22 protein-coding genes are annotated in these 19,039 nt (G+C 47.1%); 21 read left to right on the forward strand and 1 reads right to left on the reverse strand.

Annotation, left to right across the window (positions count from 1 at the left end; genetic code table 11):
* Positions 1–8 precede the first annotated feature (8 nt).
* The 14 genes from ACM6JA_RS14490 (at position 9) to ACM6JA_RS14555 (ending at position 12,152) form a co-directional block, all read left to right on the forward strand.
* Positions 9–1,112 carry a prephenate dehydrogenase gene (locus tag ACM6JA_RS14490; protein ID WP_414852826.1) on the forward strand — a complete coding sequence of 368 codons (1,104 nt, stop codon included), beginning with the start codon at positions 9–11 and terminating at the stop codon, positions 1,110–1,112.
* 91 nt (positions 1,113–1,203) lie between these two features.
* Positions 1,204–2,487, forward strand: a complete 1,284-nt coding sequence (aroA, locus tag ACM6JA_RS14495) for a 3-phosphoshikimate 1-carboxyvinyltransferase (protein WP_414852827.1) — start codon at positions 1,204–1,206, stop codon at positions 2,485–2,487.
* Positions 2,488–2,807: 320 nt separating this feature from the next.
* Entirely contained in the window at positions 2,808–3,929 is a 1,122-nt protein-coding gene (locus tag ACM6JA_RS14500) for an amidohydrolase family protein (RefSeq protein WP_414852828.1), read from the forward strand.
* 147 nt (positions 3,930–4,076) lie between these two features.
* A complete protein-coding gene (locus tag ACM6JA_RS14505) occupies positions 4,077–4,667 on the forward strand; it encodes an RNA polymerase sigma factor (protein ID WP_007716581.1) in 591 nt (196 codons plus the stop codon).
* Positions 4,664–5,314 carry a zf-HC2 domain-containing protein gene (locus ACM6JA_RS14510; protein ID WP_007716584.1) on the forward strand — a complete coding sequence of 217 codons (651 nt, stop codon included), beginning with the start codon at positions 4,664–4,666 and terminating at the stop codon, positions 5,312–5,314. The genes ACM6JA_RS14505 and ACM6JA_RS14510 overlap by 4 nt, the downstream gene beginning before the upstream one ends.
* Before the next feature lie 128 nt (positions 5,315–5,442).
* Positions 5,443–6,390, forward strand: coding sequence for a tetratricopeptide repeat protein (locus ACM6JA_RS14515; RefSeq protein WP_414852829.1), 948 nt, complete (start codon positions 5,443–5,445; stop codon positions 6,388–6,390).
* A 102-nt stretch (positions 6,391–6,492) separates the two neighbouring features.
* Positions 6,493–7,611, forward strand: a complete 1,119-nt coding sequence (locus tag ACM6JA_RS14520) for a hypothetical protein (protein ID WP_414852830.1) — start codon at positions 6,493–6,495, stop codon at positions 7,609–7,611.
* 9 nt (positions 7,612–7,620) lie between these two features.
* Positions 7,621–7,836 carry an IDEAL domain-containing protein gene (locus ACM6JA_RS14525; protein WP_007716588.1) on the forward strand — a complete coding sequence of 72 codons (216 nt, stop codon included), beginning with the start codon at positions 7,621–7,623 and terminating at the stop codon, positions 7,834–7,836.
* An 89-nt stretch (positions 7,837–7,925) separates the two neighbouring features.
* Positions 7,926–8,348 carry a DUF2487 family protein gene (locus ACM6JA_RS14530; protein WP_414852831.1) on the forward strand — a complete coding sequence of 141 codons (423 nt, stop codon included), beginning with the start codon at positions 7,926–7,928 and terminating at the stop codon, positions 8,346–8,348.
* 252 nt (positions 8,349–8,600) lie between these two features.
* Complete coding sequence (locus ACM6JA_RS14535; RefSeq protein WP_007716590.1) at positions 8,601–9,119, forward strand: ubiquinol-cytochrome c reductase iron-sulfur subunit; 519 nt, start codon at positions 8,601–8,603, stop codon at positions 9,117–9,119.
* A gap of 1 nt (position 9,120) precedes the next feature.
* Complete coding sequence (gene qcrB / locus ACM6JA_RS14540; protein WP_106653045.1) at positions 9,121–9,792, forward strand: menaquinol-cytochrome c reductase cytochrome b subunit; 672 nt, start codon at positions 9,121–9,123, stop codon at positions 9,790–9,792.
* A gap of 28 nt (positions 9,793–9,820) precedes the next feature.
* The gene (locus ACM6JA_RS14545; protein ID WP_173617913.1) at positions 9,821–10,612 is read left to right on the forward strand and encodes a menaquinol-cytochrome c reductase cytochrome b/c subunit; all 792 of its coding nucleotides are present in this window, start codon (positions 9,821–9,823) and stop codon (positions 10,610–10,612) included.
* A gap of 76 nt (positions 10,613–10,688) precedes the next feature.
* Positions 10,689–11,288, forward strand: coding sequence for a DUF1405 domain-containing protein (locus ACM6JA_RS14550; RefSeq protein WP_414852832.1), 600 nt, complete (start codon positions 10,689–10,691; stop codon positions 11,286–11,288).
* 48 nt (positions 11,289–11,336) lie between these two features.
* Positions 11,337–12,152, forward strand: a complete 816-nt coding sequence (locus ACM6JA_RS14555; protein WP_007726858.1) for a sporulation protein YpjB — start codon at positions 11,337–11,339, stop codon at positions 12,150–12,152.
* 59 nt (positions 12,153–12,211) lie between these two features.
* Here ACM6JA_RS14555 and ACM6JA_RS14560 read toward each other — a convergent pair whose 3' ends face one another.
* Complete coding sequence (locus tag ACM6JA_RS14560) at positions 12,212–13,069, reverse strand: YitT family protein (protein WP_414852833.1); 858 nt, start codon at positions 13,067–13,069, stop codon at positions 12,212–12,214.
* 216 nt (positions 13,070–13,285) lie between these two features.
* On the opposite strand from ACM6JA_RS14560, the gene ACM6JA_RS14565 reads away from it, so the two are divergent.
* From ACM6JA_RS14565 to ACM6JA_RS14595, 7 genes are all read left to right on the forward strand, one after another.
* The gene (locus ACM6JA_RS14565) at positions 13,286–13,633 is read left to right on the forward strand and encodes a nucleotide pyrophosphohydrolase (protein ID WP_414852834.1); all 348 of its coding nucleotides are present in this window, start codon (positions 13,286–13,288) and stop codon (positions 13,631–13,633) included.
* Positions 13,626–14,378: a 4-hydroxy-tetrahydrodipicolinate reductase gene (dapB, locus tag ACM6JA_RS14570; protein ID WP_414852835.1), complete on the forward strand. Its 753-nt coding sequence runs from the start codon at positions 13,626–13,628 to the stop codon at positions 14,376–14,378. The genes ACM6JA_RS14565 and dapB overlap by 8 nt, the downstream gene beginning before the upstream one ends.
* Before the next feature lie 50 nt (positions 14,379–14,428).
* On the forward strand, positions 14,429–14,839 hold the full coding sequence (locus ACM6JA_RS14575; protein WP_056492842.1) for a methylglyoxal synthase: 411 nt from the start codon (positions 14,429–14,431) through the stop codon (positions 14,837–14,839).
* Positions 14,836–15,531, forward strand: a complete 696-nt coding sequence (gene bshB1 / locus ACM6JA_RS14580; RefSeq protein ID WP_414852836.1) for a bacillithiol biosynthesis deacetylase BshB1 — start codon at positions 14,836–14,838, stop codon at positions 15,529–15,531. Before ACM6JA_RS14575 ends, bshB1 begins: the two co-directional genes overlap by 4 nt.
* Before the next feature lie 16 nt (positions 15,532–15,547).
* Positions 15,548–16,690: an N-acetyl-alpha-D-glucosaminyl L-malate synthase BshA gene (gene bshA / locus ACM6JA_RS14585; protein WP_409178657.1), complete on the forward strand. Its 1,143-nt coding sequence runs from the start codon at positions 15,548–15,550 to the stop codon at positions 16,688–16,690.
* A 128-nt stretch (positions 16,691–16,818) separates the two neighbouring features.
* On the forward strand, positions 16,819–18,042 hold the full coding sequence (locus ACM6JA_RS14590) for a CCA tRNA nucleotidyltransferase (protein ID WP_414852837.1): 1,224 nt from the start codon (positions 16,819–16,821) through the stop codon (positions 18,040–18,042).
* A complete protein-coding gene (locus tag ACM6JA_RS14595; protein ID WP_414852838.1) occupies positions 18,032–19,015 on the forward strand; it encodes a biotin--[acetyl-CoA-carboxylase] ligase in 984 nt (327 codons plus the stop codon). The genes ACM6JA_RS14590 and ACM6JA_RS14595 overlap by 11 nt, the downstream gene beginning before the upstream one ends.
* Positions 19,016–19,039 lie beyond the last annotated feature (24 nt).

Genomic DNA, 19,039 nt, shown 5'->3' on the forward strand with positions numbered 1-19,039 from the left:
GAGTGGAGATGAAAAAAACCACCATTACTGTAATCGGCGTCGGGTTGATCGGCGGTTCAATTGCGCTGTCAATGCGACGCGATCCAAATATTCGGGTAGTCGGCTACGATTTACGTCAGGATTGTTTGGATAAAGCACTGACTCTTGGTGTCATTCATGCTGGCACAACGGATTTGCAGACCGCAGTTCGAGAAGCAAATGTTATTTTCCTCGCATCACCTGTAGAGCAAATCGTTGCAACCATTCGTTCTTTAGTGGAATTGGAGCTGCAGCCTGGTGTGATCATTACGGATGTTGGCAGTACAAAAGCAGGTATTGTCAGACAAGCGGTGGATGTTATTCCCGATCATGTTACGTTTATTGGTGGACATCCGATGGCTGGCTCGCATAAATCCGGCGTGGAAGCTGCTTCTGACCGTCTGATGGAAAACGCCTATTATGTTTTGACACCAGCGCCGAGAACACCTGAAGAAAAAGTAAAGCAATTGTCTGAACTACTCACACTGACTCGCGCAAAAGTCGTGCAAATGGACGCGGCTTCGCATGATCAGGTCGTGGGTGCAGTCAGCCATTTCCCGCACATTCTCGCGTCTGCTTTGGTCAATCTGGTGGCAGAGTACGACGAGGAAAATGCTTGGCATGCAACCCTTGCTGCTGGTGGCTTCCGTGACATTACGCGCATTGCATCGAGCAACCCTCAGATGTGGCGTGACATCTTGCTGCAAAACCGTGATCCGATCCTGAAAATCGCAAAAGATTGGGCAAACGCATTGGAAGATGTCGTTCACCTTGTAGAACAGGGAGATCCAGAAGGGATCGAGCATTTCTTCAAAACGGCACGAGAATTCCGCGATAGCTTGCCCGAGCGCAAAACGGGTGCATTGCCTCCTTTGAACGATTTGTATATCGATATCCCAGACAACCCGGGTGAAATCGGACGAATTACGACACTCTTGGGAGTAAGACATATCAACATCACGAATCTCCAAATCAGAGAGACACGAGAAGACGTTTATGGGGTGCTACGCATTACGTTCCATTCGCAACAAGAGTTGGAAAAGGGAGAGGAAGTTCTTCGCTTTTTCGATTACAATGTATACAAGCGCACATAAGTTTTTTTATGCAAACACACTTTACAACGAAGACGCTTCACAGTGCGACTGGTGATCTGGGAGAGCGTGAGAGAGAAAAGGAGTGGAAGTAATGATTCGCGTACAACAAGCCAAACAAATCAAAGGTACCGTTCGCGTGCCAGGAGATAAGTCTATTTCCCATCGTGCCGTCATGTTTGGAGCTCTAGCAGAAGGAACCACAACCATTGAAGGCTTTTTGCCGGGTGCCGATTGCTTGAGCACGATTAGCTGCTTTCGTCGGATGGGGATCGAAATTGAACAACAAGGAGACGTCGTAACCGTACAAGGCAAAGGCTGGTATGGCTTGCAGGAACCGTCTCAACATTTGGATGTAGGGAACTCCGGTACGACCATTCGCTTAATGGCAGGGATCATGGCAACACAGCCTTTCCATGTGGTGATGGAAGGCGATGAGTCCATTGCCAAAAGACCGATGCGTCGGGTGATCGGACCGCTCCGTCAAATGGGCGCCAAAATCGATGGAAGAAAAGATGGCGAATACACACCGTTATCGATTCGAGGTGGGGATCTTCAAGGGATGGCGTATCAATCCCCAGTTGCAAGTGCACAAGTGAAGTCAGCGATTATGTTGGCAGGGTTGCAGGCAAAAGGCGTGACTAGTGTAACAGAGCCGCATTTATCCCGCGATCATACAGAGCGTATGCTGCAAGCATTTGGTGTACAAGTCGTGCGTGATGGCTTGACCGTTTCAGTAGAAGGCGGACAAAAGCTGAAGGGCCGTGCGATTTCTGTTCCTGGTGACATTTCTTCCGCTGCCTTTTTGATTGCCGCCGTAATGGTCGTACCAGGCAGTTCTCTTCTGATTGAAAATGTCGGAATCAACCCAAGCCGCACGGGCATCATTGATGTTGTCAAGGCGATGGGGGGAAGCTTGGAGCTTTTGAATGAGCGAATCGTAAATGAAGAACCGGTTGCAGACCTCCTCGTGACGCATTCGGAGCTGCACGGTATTGAAATTGCCGGAGATATCATTCCGCGCCTGATTGACGAAATTCCGGTGATTGCGGTCATGGCAACGCAGGCCAAAGGACAAACCGTTATCCGTGATGCCGAAGAGCTGAAAGTAAAGGAGACAGACCGTATTGCCACGGTAGTTAGTCAACTGTCCAAATTCGGTGCTAGGTTGACACCTACCGATGACGGAATGATCATCGAAGGAAAGACAGGATTGACAGGGGCTGTCATCGATAGCATGGGGGATCACCGAATTGGCATGGCGATGGCGATCGCAGGTCTCGTTGCCGAGGGTGAGACGACGATCGAAAATGATGATGCGATTGATGTATCGTTCCCTGGCTTCCATGACTTGCTTGTGAAAATCAGTCAATCATAAAGAATGATAGAGAAGTCTGTGCCTTTAAAGGGTAGCAGGCTTCTTTTTTTGGTGCAAAGACAAAGCGTTCCGAATTTTAGCAAAAATGATTTGACAAGCGCTTACATTCCGTTTATTATAAAACTACAGTATGGTTTCTCTCCACTCCTATCCAATATAAGAAAGCACGTGTGTGCTACCGTCGTTTGAATGCGCTTACATCAACGGCGGTCTTTTTTTGTCTAAAAAACGGTTTGGCCCTAATTAGTACTTTTTCCCCTTTCTGTGCATATGCTCGTACAAGGGTAGTGTGTGCATGAGAAGTGGGAGGGGGACGAGCTATGCTGGAGCAAGGGATGGTCATACGCGGGGGAACGATTGTCACAGCAAGAGGAATGAAAGAAGCAGATATTTGGATCCGTCATGGGAAAATTGTACGAATTGCTAAAGATACCTTGACGAAAAACCCCTTCAACGATTTATTTGAAGAAATAGATGCTACGGATATGTATCTTTTGCCCGGTTTCGTCGCACTCCCGACACATTCGTTGTATAAAATCAAAGATGTAGATGTTTATATAGAAGCTATGCGAAATCTCATCAGCTCGGGATGTACAAGCCTGGTGGACGTTTTCCGGCCAGAGCGTTGGATGAGCAGACCGCAAATTCACTATCAACAAACCCAGCACTTCAACAGTTTGTTAGATTATGTTTGGCACGTGGAAATCGATGTCGCCGATCTTCACGGTGACCGCTTAGCGGAGTGGATGAACCATGGCTATTCTTCATTTCATGTCACGATTCGAAATCCAGAAGAAATTTCCACAATAAAATGGGAAACGCTTTTGCAACTTCATACGTCTAAACATACGATCTTGCACATGCAGGTGCAAAATGATCCGTTTTTGAAAAAAGAACAACGGGAACTCATTCGACAGATTTGGATGGAGGCTACTCGTTATTGGCGGTTACGCACAGTCATTACGGATTCTCAAGCGGCCTTTCATTTTGAAGAAAATGACCCGTACCTGCATATCTTTCGTTTGCCTGCTGAAGTGACAGATCAAGGTCTTCGTCAATTACATCGTCAATGGTTTGGGAGCTGGCAAGTAGCGTCTCCAATTCACGATGTGCGGATTGATACACGAAAGAGCTGGTGTACGTCTGAAGAATTGCTTTGCTTGCTAGTCAGGCTCACTTCGACAAATGTTGCAAAAGCAATTGGACTGTATCCGCGAAAAGGAAGCTTGACAACTGGCGCAGACGCTGATATCGTTTTCCTGAAAAAGGAAAACTGGTTGACAAAGAATGATCTTTCCACTATTCTCAATTTTAGTGAAATGCATCTTCCAACATCTGTTATGTCGAACGGTAAATGGATATATCGAAATATGCGATTTATCCCTTTGATTGGTATGGGTAAGTGTTTAATTGACACGAAGCCCTACGCTTATGTCATATAACCCCAGTTTGGGGGTTTTTTCGTGAATGGTTTCCAGCAGACAGACGAGAAAAAGAATCGTAAGGTCGCGCAACTTTTTACATCCCCAGCAGTCTAATTATGCAAAAGGCCGCTGAGGGATCGGAATCGCAAGGAGGTAATCCTGATCATGACCGATTCCCAGCTTATCCGAGAGATTAAAGAAGGTAATCTGGAATGCTATGCTGAACTGATTCGTCGATATGAAAAAAAGATCCTCTCATTTGTCACTCATCTTTTGCGTCAGGCACATTTAGAGCATATAGCGGAGGATATATGTCAGGAGACGTTTTACAAGGCGTATAAGAGCATTCATTCTTTCCGAGATGTAGAAGCTACATTCTCCACCTGGCTCTATACGATTGCACGCAACTCCGTACTCAGTGAATTGCGCAAGAGTCGCAATTCTGACGTGTATCTGGATGATACGTTGCAAGTGCCTATGGCATCTCCCAAGACACTGCCTGAGCAAGTTTTGCTCCGGAATGAACGGGAGAGCATGGTAAGACTGGCAATTAACAGTTTGCCAGAGAAGCAACGCTCAGCACTGATATTACGCGAGTACGAACAAATGGATTACACAGAAATCGCTACGATTCTGGATTTAACAGTGAGCTCTGTGAAGTCTCTACTGTTTCGAGCGCGGCAAAGTATTCGTGGACAGTTGGAAAACTACATCCTGGACCCTCATTTGGATGAAGCTGAAGGGATGAATCGATGATGAGATGTGAAGAAGTTCAGGAAATACTGCCTGAATACGCCGAAAATCTGTTGCCTGAGGTGACCCAACGCCGGGTTGATCACCATATGGCTGCATGCTATGCCTGTCGTTCCGACTATGAGATTTGGTCGGACAGTGGTGAGTGGATGGAAATGGATAAAGAAGAATACCATTCAGTAACTCCATCACGTTCCATTGTAGACGCGGTGATGGCCCGTATCTTATCGGAAGAGCAGTGGGCGATCCCGATTGGCAGAAAAATTTTCAGCGTGACAGCGAGAATGAGACGCATGGGTGCGAGTGTAGCTGTTTTGCTGCTAATGGTTTTTTCGTTCACTTTATATGTGAATACAAGTACCACAGAGCATGCGAATTCACTCGTTATTAACGGAGAAGTTATGGAGATTAATACGCCAAAAGCGCAAGTCATTTCTTCTTCCATGCAAACAGACGACGGTACATACGTGGTTGAAGCCCAGCCATATACGTCGCAAGGAGATTCTCTGGAACATGCTACTGCTTCGATCGTACCGCTCGATGGGAAGCCGACTTCTCCTGATTTAGCCAAGCCGAATTACAGCATTGTACTTAGTATTTTTGGAATCCTTATTACTGTTCTTACAATGAGCTGGCTAACGCGAGCATAATGGTATATGATCAAGAGTAAAAGAAAAGACCGTCTTCGGACGGTCTTTTGTGGCTATTTTATTAGAGTGGTTGTTCAGCAAGCGCGTAGAGCAACAAGGCCACGCAAAATACATATGAGGTGAAAGAAATGCCGAAAAAGTGGCTGTATGTCATAGACGAAGCGATCAAGCGGATCGAAAACGATGAATTGGAGTTGGGCTTGACCGCTTTGCAAAAGGTTCAGGAGCATGGAAAAGATTTGCCGGATGTCATGATGTATTTGGCAGAGGTTTGGTATCGACTCGGTCATATGGAAGAGGCGAGTCAATTGCTGACAGATGTCATGGCCAAAAATCCGCAAATGGAGTCCTCTTTGCGCAGAGAATGCCAGCTGCTGTTAGCGGAGATTGCTTTGGATTCCAGCGATTTTGAGACGGCGCAACACCTTCTCTATGAATGCAAAGAATCTGGCTTTGAAAGCATCCAGCTTGACTTGTTGTTAGCGGATCTGTATTCACTCCAAGATTTAGATGAAGTAGCGGTCAAGTATTTGGAACAAGCAAGACTAAAGGAGCCAGACAACCAAGATATTATGGCAGCACTGGGTAACTTGTATTTCCGCATAGGAGAAGACGAGAAAGCAATGAAGCTCCTGGAACAAGCTGGCGATGAAAGTCTGTCCATGCTTTTGACGAAGGGGCGCTCGTACGCACAAAGCGGTCAATTTGAACAGGCTTACCAAGTATTCCGTCAGGCGCTGGTCATGGATCGTTCGCCAGAAGTACTCTACGGATGTGCATTGATGGCATTCCACGTAGGACGACTGGATGAAGCAGCAGAATTGGTCAGCAGTTTGCAAGCAGTTGACGAGGAGTATGTGGCTGCTTATCCATTAGCTGCAGATGTGAATCTATCGATGGGGAAAACTGAAGCAGCTATTGAGGCACTGAAGCAATATGTATCGTTGTCAGGATTCGATTTGGATCAAATCCGCAGGCTGATTGCTCTATTGACTCAAGCCGGGCGCTATGAGGAAGCGAAAGAATACCAACAACTTCACGACCAGTGGGACCATGAATCTGAAGAGGAGCAATAAAAAATGACAAACAGGAAGTCACTTCGGTGGCTTCCTGTTTATTTTTCCGCATTTTGGCAAGAATGAGAGACAAGTAAGCCATCGTAAAGAAGGGATGCACAGATGAACTTGGCTGAGATCTTGGTGTACACCGATATCCGGCAGCTCCATCAGATTGCCAACCATTACGGATGCGAATGCAACCCTCATTCCAAAAACGAATTGATTACGTCGCTGTTGTCTAGCTTGAGGCACAGGTTGACAATCTCTCAAGAAGTTGAGCAGCTGAGCAGTGCAGAAACCCATTTTTTGCTCCAATTGTTCCTGGACAAGCGTACGGTCATGTCGCTTGAGGATTTGTTGGCGAAAGCCGGGGCGGCACTGGAGTGTGAAAAGGAAAAAAAGCAGGAGGAAGGGCGAAGGTTTGTCGCAGCTGCAATGAAGCGAGGATGGATTTTTCCGGCGAAAAGTAAAACCGTAGGGCAGTATCAAATTCCGCTGGACATCCGTGAGCCGTACTTGCAAGCGTGGCTGACAAAGTGGCGTGAGTCAAACGTATTCCTTCATCCCGGTCCGCAAGCTTACAGGGATGAAGGGACAGCACTATGCGATGATATCATGCAATTTTTACAATTTCTCCAGCAGGAGCCAGTACCACTAACCGCAGAAGGTGGCATGTACAAGCGTCATCAGCAGCAGCTTTTTCAATTTTTGTACGTAAAAGAAGAGCCGCTATTGCCGCAAAAATGGCGTTTTGGGTACGGTCTGCACTTTGATTTATACCCTGACCGTTTTTCCTTGCTCTACGATTTCTGCTACTATCACCGATGGATAGAAGAAGTGGACGGCAAGGTAGCAGTAACGGAAGCAGGAAGGGAGCGACTGGAGCAACCGTATAACGATCAATTGTACCATGATGTCATTCGCTTCTGGATGAGGCTGTACAAGCGGGCTGTCCCGAACTTGCCGATGCTGGTTCAGCTCATTCCGTTGATCGCGTCGGGTGGTTGGGTAAGTCAGCAATCGTTGATGGACACGCTGCTCCATTGGATGAAAGAGTTTTACTACGATTCGCCTACGGATATCTTGGTGAATCGGGTATGCAAAATGATGGTGCATCTAGGATTGTTGCGCGTCGGCCAAGACGAACAGGGACAGTGGTTATACACCGCAACGTATGCGAGCCAGACTTGGCTTCGAAAATACAATGGTTTTACCGAAACGACTATTTTATTGAAGTGAGGGATGGGTATGGAGTGGCCGAATTTCTATTCCAACGCGTACGGAACGAACAATCAAATGGTTTCCGGTTTGCTATCTGAAATGGTGATCGACGAGCAGATGCGTCAATATCGCAAGCGCACGCTAATCCAGGAGATTGATGAGGCACTTGCATCGAAAAACAAAGAGCTGTTTTTGCGCTTAACAGACGAATTAAAAGAAATCATGGCTTACGAGCAAGCCTAAATACATAATCGTATGCGTTATTGCGAGTCTCCGACCATTCATGGTACGCTTGTTTCCAGAAATGAACAAGGAAATGAGGAGACGGCTCTATGCAGTGGAACTTGAACGATTTTGAAAACTGGGAGGAGTTGCGGTCCTTTGTGGATACCGCGCTGCTCCCTCTTTATTTGTACAACGCGGACAGAAAAGTAGAAGAGCATGTTGTACGCATGAACTACTTATTAAATGTAGCGGCCGGGATAGAGCAGCGACTAAAGGGACGCGTACTGCTATTTCCGTTAAGCTATCAAATCGGAGAAGAGCAGCTGGAACAACGAACACCGGCGGAATTCCCCTATAAAGTACTGCTTCATTTTCGCGGAGAACAGATTCAATTAAAGGAACGAGCAGAAGAAGGTGTATTGACCTTATTGGTAGGGGATGAAGACCTGGAATCTTCTTTGCGTTTCGAAGTGACCGTGGATGTGCTGTACAAAGAGGTCATCAAGTTGTGGCAAATCGTGCGGGGCTAATCGTTTTGACTTAAAAAAGAGACGCAATAGAGAAAGCGTTTTCCGGTAATACTACAGAAAAATGGGTGGGGCAAGGTCTTAAATTTGACAATCTGGCAACAATATCCTGTCACACATCGTTTGGGTAAAGACATGTCCACTGGACATTCTTGACATCTTTATAGGCGTTAGCTATGATTGGGATTGACCTAGTGTATATGTATGAAAATGCCATCGTAGCGCTATTTTACAGGATAAGGAGGGAAAAAAGATATGGGAGACAAACGCGAAATTTCCAGGCGTACATTTTTGAACTACGCCCTGATGGGAACTGGCGGATTCCTTGCTGCGGGAATGATCACCCCAATGATTCGCTTTGCGGTAGACCCCCTTCTGCAAGGACATGCAGGTGGAGATAAAGTAGCTGTCGGCAGTCCGGATGAGTTTAGTGCCGTGCCAAAACGCGTAGAATTCAAGGTCCATACCAAGGACGGTTGGTATGAATCAGAATCTACACTTACTGCATGGGTTACCAAGAACGACAAGGGTGAGATTCTTGCTCTGTCCCCGATCTGTAAGCACTTAGGATGTACGGTTGACTGGGGAACTGGCCCAGGACAACCAAATGAGTACTTCTGTCCTTGCCACATGGGTCGTTATTCGATCAATGGCGAGCACATTTTGGGAACGCCACCGACGGCTTCTCTTGATGAGTATGAGACAGAAGTCAAAGATGGAAAATTGTATTTAGGTAAAGTAAAAGCAAATCCTCGTCCGGGGGTGAACGGCTAAAATGATGCAAAAAATGTATGATTGGGTCGACGAGCGCTTAAACATCACTCCGATGTGGCGTGACTTGGCTGACCACGAAGTACCTGAGCACGTGAACCCGGCACATCATTTTTCAGCTTTTGTTTACTGCTTTGGTGGACTTACGTTCTTTATTACCGTTATTCAAATTTTGTCTGGTATGTTCTTGACGATGTACTATGTACCAGACGTTATCAATGCTTACGAATCCGTTAAGTACCTCCAGAACGAAGTAGCGTTCGGGGTAATCGTACGCGGTATGCATCACTGGGGTGCCAGCTTGGTAATCGTGATGATGTTCCTACATACTCTGCGTGTATTCTTTACAGGTTCATACAAAAAGCCTCGTGAATTGAACTGGGTAGTCGGCGTACTGATTTTCTTCGTTATGCTGGGCCTTGGTTTCACAGGTTACCTCTTGCCTTGGGATAACACCGCATACTTTGCGACCAAAGTAGGTGTGCAGATCGCTGACTCTGTACCTTTCATCGGTCCATATGTGAAAACATTGCTCACAGGCGGAGACATTCTAGGGGCGCAAACCCTTACTCGTTTCTTCGCGATTCACGTGTTCTTCCTCCCAGGCGCGTTGCTTGGTCTGTTGGGAGCTCACTTTGTTATGATCCGTTCGCAAGGTATCTCGGGTCCACTATAATCGGTCTTCGAAAAAAGGAGGAAATAGCATGGCAAAACAAGATAAAGATGCTACCTTCGTCGGAGATTCCCGAGTATCGGCGAAGCGTATTCCAAACATTTCTCCATCCTACTCCGACTTTCCAGGTAAAAACGAGCCGTTTTGGCCAAACTTCCTGTTGAAAGAGTGGATGGTGGCAGCCGTTTGCTTAGTTGGCTTCCTCGTGTTGACGGTTTCTCATCCGTCGCCGTTGACTGACAAAGCAAACCCGAATGATACATCATTCATTCCGTTGCCAGACTGGTACTTCTTGTTCCTGTATCAATTGCTGAAATATCCATGGGCTGCAGGGGATTGGGTCGTTCTTGGAATCGTTGTTATTCCAGGTATCGCATTTGGTGCACTGATGCTGGCGCCTTGGCTGGATACCAGCAAAGAGCGTCGTCCTAGCAAACGTCCAGTTGCTACAGGCTTGATGCTGACGGCACTCGTTGGTATTTTCTACCTGACTTGGGCGGCAAACCATGAATATCATCTGGCTCACCCAGATAAAGGTAAAGGAACTGGTGGTAAACAGGGATCTAGTGCAACTGCACCTGCTCCGGCTGACACCAGCTTTACAGCAGATGCGCTTTGGAAAGCGCAAACAAGCTGTATGGGATGCCATGGTAAAAACATGGAGGGTGGCATGGGTCCAAACCTCCAAAAAATCGGTGCAACTTTGGATGCAGCCAAGATTACTGACGTCATCAAGAACGGTAAAGGCGGAATGCCAGCCGGTTTGCTCAAAGATGATGCAGAAATCGCAAAGCTAGCTGAATACATGGCTGGCTTGAAATAAGCTAATAGGGGAAAAGCTGGCTGGTAATGCGGTCAGCTTTTTCGTTAGCGGCGTACACAGCGGGAGACGATTATACATGATCTGGATATGGGAGTGGTTTAGGCAATCTTTGGGCAAAAGGTGGTTTCTTTGGACGCTGTTCTTCGTCAACTTTTTGGGAACCATATATGGATTCATCTGGTATGGTAACCAATTGGCTGAGACACCAGCATATTTGATTCCTTTTGTCCCGGACAGCCCGACAGGTAGCGGACTTTTTTCGCTTGTACTCCTTACCTATTTGTTGGGTCGCCACATTCCTGTACTGGAAGCTTTGGCTGGCATCACCAATTTTAAGTATGGTGTCTGGGCCGTCTGCATTATCGTGGCTGGTTGGTTGATGGGCAATGAAGTGCGTTGGACAGACGTGATGCTGATCCTTTCCCACACCGGCATGGCTGTGGAATCTGTTTTGTATGCGCGTTTTTACAAGCTAAGTCTTCTGCCGGTGGGAATCGCTGCGCTGTGGACACTGAATAATGATTTTCTCGATTACGTCATGGACATCCATCCGTGGCTACCGAGTGTACTAGATCCGTATGAAGGCTTCGTTGGATTGTTTACGGTTCTTCTCAGTCTGATCTCGATCTCGGTGATCTGGTGGATGAATATGAAGTATACGACAAATAAGGTCTAATCTTGTCCTCCTTTCCATAGGCTGTACTAGGGAAGGAGGTTATTTGCGTTGAAGAAAAACATCCGGTTTTTATTATTCTTTCTCATGATCGGGTTGTTCTTGTCGTGGCCCATTCATAATTTGTACTCGAAGCTGAATCAACCGATAGAAGAAAAGCAGTTGGCAGCATTAGATCAAATTGCGCATGAGTTACTGACGTATGCAAAAAAGGGAGATCTTGAAGGGGCAGAGCAACGGATTGTACAGCTGGCAGAACGATTCCCGAACCAGCATTTGCCCAATCCGATACGAATTGAGAGTCTGAATGCAGTGACACAGTCCATACTAGCAGCCAAGCAAAGCTTTGCTTCCGCAAACGCAAGTGAACAGCAATTGCTGTGGCATGCCACGCGGGTCCGTATCGCCATAGACGCACTAACGCATGATCACCAGCCGATGTGGCGGAGCTACTATCCTTCTCTCGTCACACAGGTCCAAAACCTGCAACTATCGGCTGTTGAGCGGAATTTCAGTCAGTTTCGCGAACAGTTCGATGAAAATTACCGATTATTTTTGGCCATTAAGCCGGGGATGAGTATTCAGCTTCCAGAGGGCCAAATGTCCTCGATTACGGTTGCGTACGATATCATATCCAAAGAGATGCGAAACAGCCAAGTAGATTGGCAACTGGTACGAGAGGCGTTGCGAGAATTGAACGGCTCTTTTCAAGTGGCTTTTGTGGGAGAAGAGAAGAGTACGTTTGCTCGTTTAATGATGCGGCCAGATTCACCTATTGTTATTCTTGCATCGATTTCGATTGCTTTGATCATGGCCTTGTCTTATGTGGCGTGGAAGAAATATGACGGGGAAATCCGTTCGACGTAATAGAGTAAAAAACCCTTGCCTGTACGAAAAGGCAAGGGTTTTTGCTGTGCTGCTTCGTGCTAGTCGTGAAGCGGTTTCTTGTTTTCATCAAGGGTGAAGCCTTCTCCGAGAACTTCATGCACATCGTTGACGATGACAAAAGCATGCGGATCAATTTCTTGCACAATGGTTTTAAAACGCATGACTTCGTTTCGGCTGACAACGACATAGATGACTTTCTTTTCATCGCCAGAGTAGGCACCTTTACCAGCTAAGAGAGTCACACCACGACCTACATCGAGAATTTGCTTGGCGATGCTATCTGCTTCGTTGGAAATGATCGTCAATGCTTTTCCTGCATAAGCGCCATCTTGGAAAAAGTCAATGACACGTGCTGCGATAAAGACAACGACGAGGGTATACATAGCGCTTTCCAGATTCAAATAGACGAGGGACGCGCCAATGACCAAGATGTCTCCGAAAAACAACGTCCTCCCCATACTGATACCCATGTATTTCTGGAGCAGTCTGGCAATGATGTCCACACCGCCGGTTGTCCCACCGTAACGGAAAATAATCCCTAAACCGACACCAACCGCTACCCCGGCATACAGGGAAGCGAGCAAGCGATCTTTCATCGGCAACGGAAGCACACCATCAAATAAGGATAAAAAGACTGAGAGAGAAACCGTTCCCAAAATCGTGTAGAAAAAAGAAGTTCGTCCAAGAATTTTCCAGCCCAAGAAAAATAACGGTATGTTCAGGACAAAGAAGACGATTCCCTGATCCACAGCAGGAACTAACAGCTTGATCAAAATACTGATACCAGTAATACCGCCCTCAGCTAGATGGTTGGGAATGTTGAACGCGTTAATACCAAATCCCATAATGGCAGAACCGATGATAATGGCAATGATACTGTCAAGACGAATTTTCATATATCCTCCTGTTCGCCGGATCAGGAAACAGGCTTCCCCCCGGACGTGATGTGCAGGTAATACTTGTGTTACCTGAGGGCTATCCGAAAGCCATTATAAATGAACGCTCGTTTGATTGTCCATATGCTGGAAAGACGAAGTATTGTGATTTGGCAAACGAAGCCTTTTTTAGTACGATAGGTGAAAGAGAGAAGTATGTGAAAAAGGAGTGGGCGGATGGAACGGCAAAAGACTATGCAAGAGTTGCAGCAAGAAGTTGATCAATACATATCGCAGTTTAAAGAAGGATATTTTTCACCGCTTTCGATGCTGGCTAGAATGACAGAAGAAGTAGGCGAATTAGCCAGAGAGATTAACCATTTTTATGGAGAAAAACCGAAGAAAAAGGACGAAGGCGAAAAAACAGTAGAGGAAGAGCTGGGTGACGTACTCTTCATCGTGATTTGTTTCGCAAACTCACTCGGAATCGATTTACAGGAAGCCTTTGATCGTATTATGCACAAGTTTAATACTCGCGATAAAGATCGCTGGACGAGAATAGAGGAGAACGAGCAGCATGACTAAACAAATTCGTGTAGCAGTTGCAGGCGCAAATGGTCGGATGGGGCAAGAAGTAGTGAAAATGCTGGCGCAGGATTCCGCACTCGTTTTTACAGGCAATCTGGACACACGTGTGAGCGAAGAGGAAATCAATCAACAACTGGACGAAATGAAGCCGGATGTTCTGGTAGACTTTACGACACCACATACGGTATATCGTCATATGGAGCTTTGTCTGGCTCGTGGTGTGAGACCAGTCGTCGGAACAACGGGGCTGACAACTGAGCAGCTGCAAGAGATAACTGAGCGCTATAAAGAAGCGGGACTGGGTGCCATCATTGCCCCGAACTTTGCAATCGGCGCGATTCTATGTATGAAGTTTTCCGCAATGGCAGCAAAATATATGCCGCATGTGGAAATTATCGAGCTGCATCATGACCGCAAGCTGGATGCGCCGAGTGGAACTGCTTTGAAGACCGCAGAGATGATTGCAGCCGTTCGGGAAGAGCTCAAGCAGGGGCATCCTGAAGAGGTAGAAACGATTCCAGGCGCTCGCGGAGCAGATTACGAAGGCTTCCGGATTCACAGTGTCCGTCTGCCAGGTATGGTTGCTCATCAGGAGGTTTTGTTTGGTGCAACAGGCCAAACGCTGTCCATTCGCCACGATTCGATTAACCGGGAATCATTCATGCCAGGGGTAAATATGGCGATTAAAGCCGTAATGAATATGAACGGATTGATTTACGGATTGGAACATCTGATTGATTAAACGATTGATTAACATACACACGATACCCAGCCATAAAGGGAGAGGTTTTCTTGAAAATTGCATTGATTGCCCATGATCGAATGAAAGAACAGATTGTGCAACTAGCGATGGCCTATGAATCCATTTTGGCAAAACATGACCTGTATGCCACAGGAACAACTGGGTCGCGAATAATGGAAGCTACGTCGCTGTCCCTAACCCGTTTTCTTTCAGGGCCATTAGGAGGCGATCAACAAATCGGTGCGATGATCGCCCGCAATGAGATGGATTTGATTATCTTTTTGCGTGATCCGCTTACCTCTCAACCACATGAACCTGATATTATCGCACTGCTTCGACTGTGTGATGTGCACAAGATACCGTTTGCCACCAATCTCGGTTCGGCAGAAATCATGCTGAAGGCTTTGGAGCTGGGACAACTGGATTGGCGTGAAGTGGTGCATGAGGAGAATGAAGCATGAGTTCACTCGATATTTTGGCAATCGGCGCTCATCCTGACGATGTCGAGATCGGCGCGGCAGGCAGTCTGATTTTGGCAGCTAAACAGGGAAAGCGCGTGGGGATTCTCGACTTGACCTATGCCGAATTGTCTTCGAATGGAACGGTTGAAAGAAGGCAGCAAGAAGCGACTGCAGCTGACCAAGTGATGGGAGTGGCTGCTCGCTATAATTTTGGCCTGCCTGATCGTGGCTTGGAAGCAGTCAGGGAAAGTGCGATTGAACGTGTCGTAAAGCTCATTCGCGAAACTCGCCCAGCCATTGTGCTTGCGCCTTATTACGCGGATCGTCATCCAGATCACGAAAGCGTTAGTCGGATCGTTCGCGAGGCGGTGTTTAATGCAGGCATCCGCAAGTATTTGCCGGAGCCTTCTTTGCCTGCCTATCGACCTTCGCAATTCCTTTACTATTTTATTAATTCTACTGTCACGCCTCAGGTTGTCGTGGATATCACCGCTGTTTATCCACAAAAAATGGAGGCGCTGCGTTGTTACCGCAGTCAGTTTGAACTCGAAGAAGGCAGCGTTCAAACACCGCTTACCAACGGGTATCTGGAGTCTGTCGAGTACCGAGAGCGACTGTTTGGTCAGCAGGCTGGTGTGGCCTACGCAGAAGGATTTGTCAGTGCAGCTCCGTATGTATTAAAGAGCTTGTGAGAAGGAGTGACACTGTATGAAGATCGGGATTACTTGCTATCCGTCATTGGGCGGATCGGGGGTAGTAGCCACAGAGCTGGGCAAGCTATTAGCCGAGCGAGGGCATCAAGTCCATTTCATTACAGGTGGAATGCCATTTCGATTAGGTGCGTTTCACCCGAACATTTTTTATCATGAAGTAGAAGTGAACAACTACGATGTTTTTAAATACCCACCCTATGATTTGACCTTGGCGAACCGAATGGCGCAAGTGGCGAAAAATGAAAACCTGGACTTATTACATGTGCATTATGCTGTGCCACATGCGTTGTGTGCGTTCCTCGCCAAGCAAATGGTAGGTGATCATTTGAAAATTGTGACCACCTTGCACGGGACTGATATTACTGTTCTGGGTTATGACTCGAATTTGAGTGATATGATCCGCTTCGGTATTGAGCGAAGTGATTTGGTGACAGCGGTGTCCAATGATTTGATCAGGCAAACGAAAGAGCTGCTGCATACTGAAAAAGAAATTGTCCCTGTGTACAACTTCGTAGACAAGCGGCGTTATTACCCAAAAGAGGTTACGAAGCTGAAAAAGGTATTTGCACCGAATGGTGAAAAAATTCTTATGCACATTTCTAATTTCCGTCCGGTCAAACGAGTGCCGGATGTGATTGAAATATTCTCGCGAGTACGAGAAGAAATGCCTTCCAGACTGATCCTCATTGGTGAAGGTCCCGAAATGGGTCTGGTCCGTAAGATGATCGCTGAGCTCGGTCTGAACGACGATGTTTGTTTCCTCGGCAAGCAGGAAGACGTCGCCGAGGTATTGTCGATGGCAGACATCATGCTGCTTCCATCAGAAAAGGAAAGCTTCGGACTCGTCGCATTGGAAGCAATGGCTTGCGGTGTGCCTGTCGTCGCTACAGTGGCAGGAGGCTTGCCCGAAGTTGTCCTGGATGGTGTGAACGGCTTCTTACGCCCAATTGGGGACGTGGAAGGCATGGCGAAAGAAACGATTCGTCTCTTGCAAAACGAAGAGCTATACCGCGAATTCTCCGCGAATAGCATCGAGCGATCCTGCAAAACGTTTTGTCACGAAACGATTGCCTCTCAGTATGAAGCACTTTACGCCAACTTGCTGGCAAGCAAATCCGAAGAAAACCTAAGCTTTTGAACGTAAGATCGAGCTTTTGGCTAGTTGATGTACCTTGGATATAAAAATGAACAATCCATACAAAACTCTCATGAAAAACGCCTCCTTGTGTAGATCAGGCGGAGCAAACCAGAAAGGGGGGAATTGGATTGGCGATAGAATTGGCAAAGCGTGTTCTCGACAGATTGGAGGAACACGGCTTCGAAGCTTACTATGTGGGTGGTTGCGTCCGCGATTGGCTTTTACAACGACCTGTTCATGATATAGATATATGTACGAATGCCCATCCCGGCGACGTCATCCGATTGTTTCCCGATCATGTCCCGACTGGTCTGAAACACGGTACTGTGTCTGTAAAAGTCGAGGGGCAGATGTTCGAAGTAACCACGTTTCGGACGGAAGGAAAATATGAAGATTACCGTCGACCCGCTGAGGTTCAATTCGTTTCAGAACTTCGACTCGATCTGGAGCGACGAGATTTTACGATGAACGCAATGGCGATGGATCGTCATCAAGTATTGCACGACCCGTTCGGTGGACGTGAGGATATGGAGCATCAGCTGGTTCGGGCTGTAGGCATTCCGCTAGAGAGATTTCAGGAGGATGCCCTTCGGCTTTTACGAGGAGTGCGTTTTGCTTCCCAGTTAGGTTTTGCTATAGAAGACCAGACCATGTTTGCTATGAAACAGACTGCACCTTTGTTAGCTCATATTGCTGTGGAGCGCATAAGGGAAGAGCTGAATAAAACGCTCGACAGCAGAGCTCCAGAGGTAGGTTGTCAGTTGTTGAATGAAACGAGGCTCATGGCTTATGCCCCTGAGGTAGAAAAACTGTTTGACCTCTCGAATGAGCATGTCTGGCGGCTGCATCATTTGCAAACTGTGACGCAAAAATGGTCGTTGCTACTGTTTGCTGCGAATTATTCACCTGTGCAATCGCGTGAAGTATGCCAATTCCTCAAAATGTCCAAACGCGAAACAGAAGCAATTTGTTGTTTGGTTGAACTTCTGACGCGATTGCAGCCGCAATGGGATATCCCTCATGCGATTGGGTGGGGGCCACTGCTGCTTGAAGTCGGTTGGGACACGTGCAACGAGTTCTACCTTTTATTGCAAGCGTGCTGGTGGAAGGAGAGGCAATCGTTCTCGATGCAAGCACTACTCGATCAATACGAAAACATGCCTGTCAAAACCATCAAGGATTTGGCAATCACGGGGCTTGACCTGCAAGTAGCCGTTCAAAAAAAGCCAGGCGAGTGGATTGTTCGCGTCTTGGAATCGTTGCTTAGACAAACGGCTCTGCACGGTTTACCAAATACACCAGAAGCACTCGTCGAAGTTGCAAAGAAAGAGGTTGCACAAGATGAACATTAAGCAAGTCATCCTTCAAGCATTCCGTGATCAGCCAGGCAGTTTCATCTCTGGTGAAGAACTAAGCCAAACATGCGGTTGCTCTAGGACGGCGGTTTGGAAACATATCGAAGAGCTGCGCCGAGATGGTTACGAGGTGGAGGCGGTGCGAAAATCGGGGTATCGCCTGCTGGTTGCCCCTGATCGCTTGTCAGCAGCAGAAATCATGGCTGGATTGGAAACGAATCGGATCGGTCAAAATGTCATCGCTTACGATGAGGTGGTATCTACACAGCCACTCGCACACGAGGCTGCGGCAAAAGGGGCAGTAGAAGGTACGCTTGTGCTGGCAGAGCTGCAAACAGGTGGGAAAGGTAGACTCGGCCGCCCATGGCATTCTCCGAAAGGAACGGGGATATGGATGAGCTTGATCATCCGACCTGCGATTCCGTTACCGAAGACACCTCAGATGACGTTGCTAACGGCGGTTGCTGTAGCGAAAACGATCCGAGAAGAGACTGGGTTGCCTGTCAAAATCAAATGGCCGAACGATATTTTTATCGGAGACAAAAAAGTATGTGGGATTTTGACAGAACTCAATGCTGAATCTGACCGGGTCAATTATTTAGTAATCGGAATAGGGCTCAATGCCAACAGTGTTGAGTCTGATTTCCCATCTGAACTGGCACAGATTGTGACTTCGCTTCGAATTGAATCTGGCGAGCCACTCAAGCGTGTTTCGCTTATCCAACGACTCTGCCGAATTTTTGAAGAAGAGTACGACCATTATTTGCAGGCTGGCTTTGAGCGTGTAAAACAAGAGTGGGAGAATCATTCGTACACCATTGGCAAATGGGTGACCCTCCAGACGATTTCACAACAGCTTGAAGGTCGTGCCGTTGGCTTGGATGAGGAAGGCGTACTCAAGGTCGAGGATCAGACGGGACAGATTCACAAAGTTTATTCGGCTGATGTCAATTATCGTGCAAATGATTAAATCATTTGCTATACTCCAATTTGG

Source organism: Brevibacillus sp. IT-7CA2 (assembly GCF_949767855.1).
Lineage (GTDB): Bacteria > Bacillota > Bacilli > Brevibacillales > Brevibacillaceae > Brevibacillus.

Excerpts from the sequence above, each read along its gene's own strand:
- ACM6JA_RS14490 (WP_414852826.1), top strand. The coding sequence starts at position 9 with ATGAAAAAAACCACCATTACTGTAATCGGCGTCGGGTTGATCGGCGGT.
- aroA (WP_414852827.1), top strand. The coding sequence starts at position 1,204 with ATGATTCGCGTACAACAAGCCAAACAAATCAAAGGTACCGTTCGCGTG.
- ACM6JA_RS14500 (WP_414852828.1), top strand. The coding sequence starts at position 2,808 with ATGCTGGAGCAAGGGATGGTCATACGCGGGGGAACGATTGTCACAGCA.
- ACM6JA_RS14505 (WP_007716581.1), top strand. The coding sequence starts at position 4,077 with ATGACCGATTCCCAGCTTATCCGAGAGATTAAAGAAGGTAATCTGGAA.
- ACM6JA_RS14510 (WP_007716584.1), top strand. The coding sequence starts at position 4,664 with ATGATGAGATGTGAAGAAGTTCAGGAAATACTGCCTGAATACGCCGAA.
- ACM6JA_RS14515 (WP_414852829.1), top strand. The coding sequence starts at position 5,443 with ATGCCGAAAAAGTGGCTGTATGTCATAGACGAAGCGATCAAGCGGATC.
- ACM6JA_RS14520 (WP_414852830.1), top strand. The coding sequence starts at position 6,493 with ATGAACTTGGCTGAGATCTTGGTGTACACCGATATCCGGCAGCTCCAT.
- ACM6JA_RS14525 (WP_007716588.1), top strand. The coding sequence starts at position 7,621 with ATGGAGTGGCCGAATTTCTATTCCAACGCGTACGGAACGAACAATCAA.
- ACM6JA_RS14530 (WP_414852831.1), top strand. The coding sequence starts at position 7,926 with ATGCAGTGGAACTTGAACGATTTTGAAAACTGGGAGGAGTTGCGGTCC.
- ACM6JA_RS14535 (WP_007716590.1), top strand. The coding sequence starts at position 8,601 with ATGGGAGACAAACGCGAAATTTCCAGGCGTACATTTTTGAACTACGCC.
- qcrB (WP_106653045.1), top strand. The coding sequence starts at position 9,121 with ATGATGCAAAAAATGTATGATTGGGTCGACGAGCGCTTAAACATCACT.
- ACM6JA_RS14545 (WP_173617913.1), top strand. The coding sequence starts at position 9,821 with ATGGCAAAACAAGATAAAGATGCTACCTTCGTCGGAGATTCCCGAGTA.
- ACM6JA_RS14550 (WP_414852832.1), top strand. The coding sequence starts at position 10,689 with ATGATCTGGATATGGGAGTGGTTTAGGCAATCTTTGGGCAAAAGGTGG.
- ACM6JA_RS14560 (WP_414852833.1), bottom strand. The coding sequence starts at position 13,069 with ATGAAAATTCGTCTTGACAGTATCATTGCCATTATCATCGGTTCTGCC.
- ACM6JA_RS14565 (WP_414852834.1), top strand. The coding sequence starts at position 13,286 with ATGGAACGGCAAAAGACTATGCAAGAGTTGCAGCAAGAAGTTGATCAA.
- dapB (WP_414852835.1), top strand. The coding sequence starts at position 13,626 with ATGACTAAACAAATTCGTGTAGCAGTTGCAGGCGCAAATGGTCGGATG.
- bshB1 (WP_414852836.1), top strand. The coding sequence starts at position 14,836 with ATGAGTTCACTCGATATTTTGGCAATCGGCGCTCATCCTGACGATGTC.
- bshA (WP_409178657.1), top strand. The coding sequence starts at position 15,548 with ATGAAGATCGGGATTACTTGCTATCCGTCATTGGGCGGATCGGGGGTA.
- ACM6JA_RS14595 (WP_414852838.1), top strand. The coding sequence starts at position 18,032 with ATGAACATTAAGCAAGTCATCCTTCAAGCATTCCGTGATCAGCCAGGC.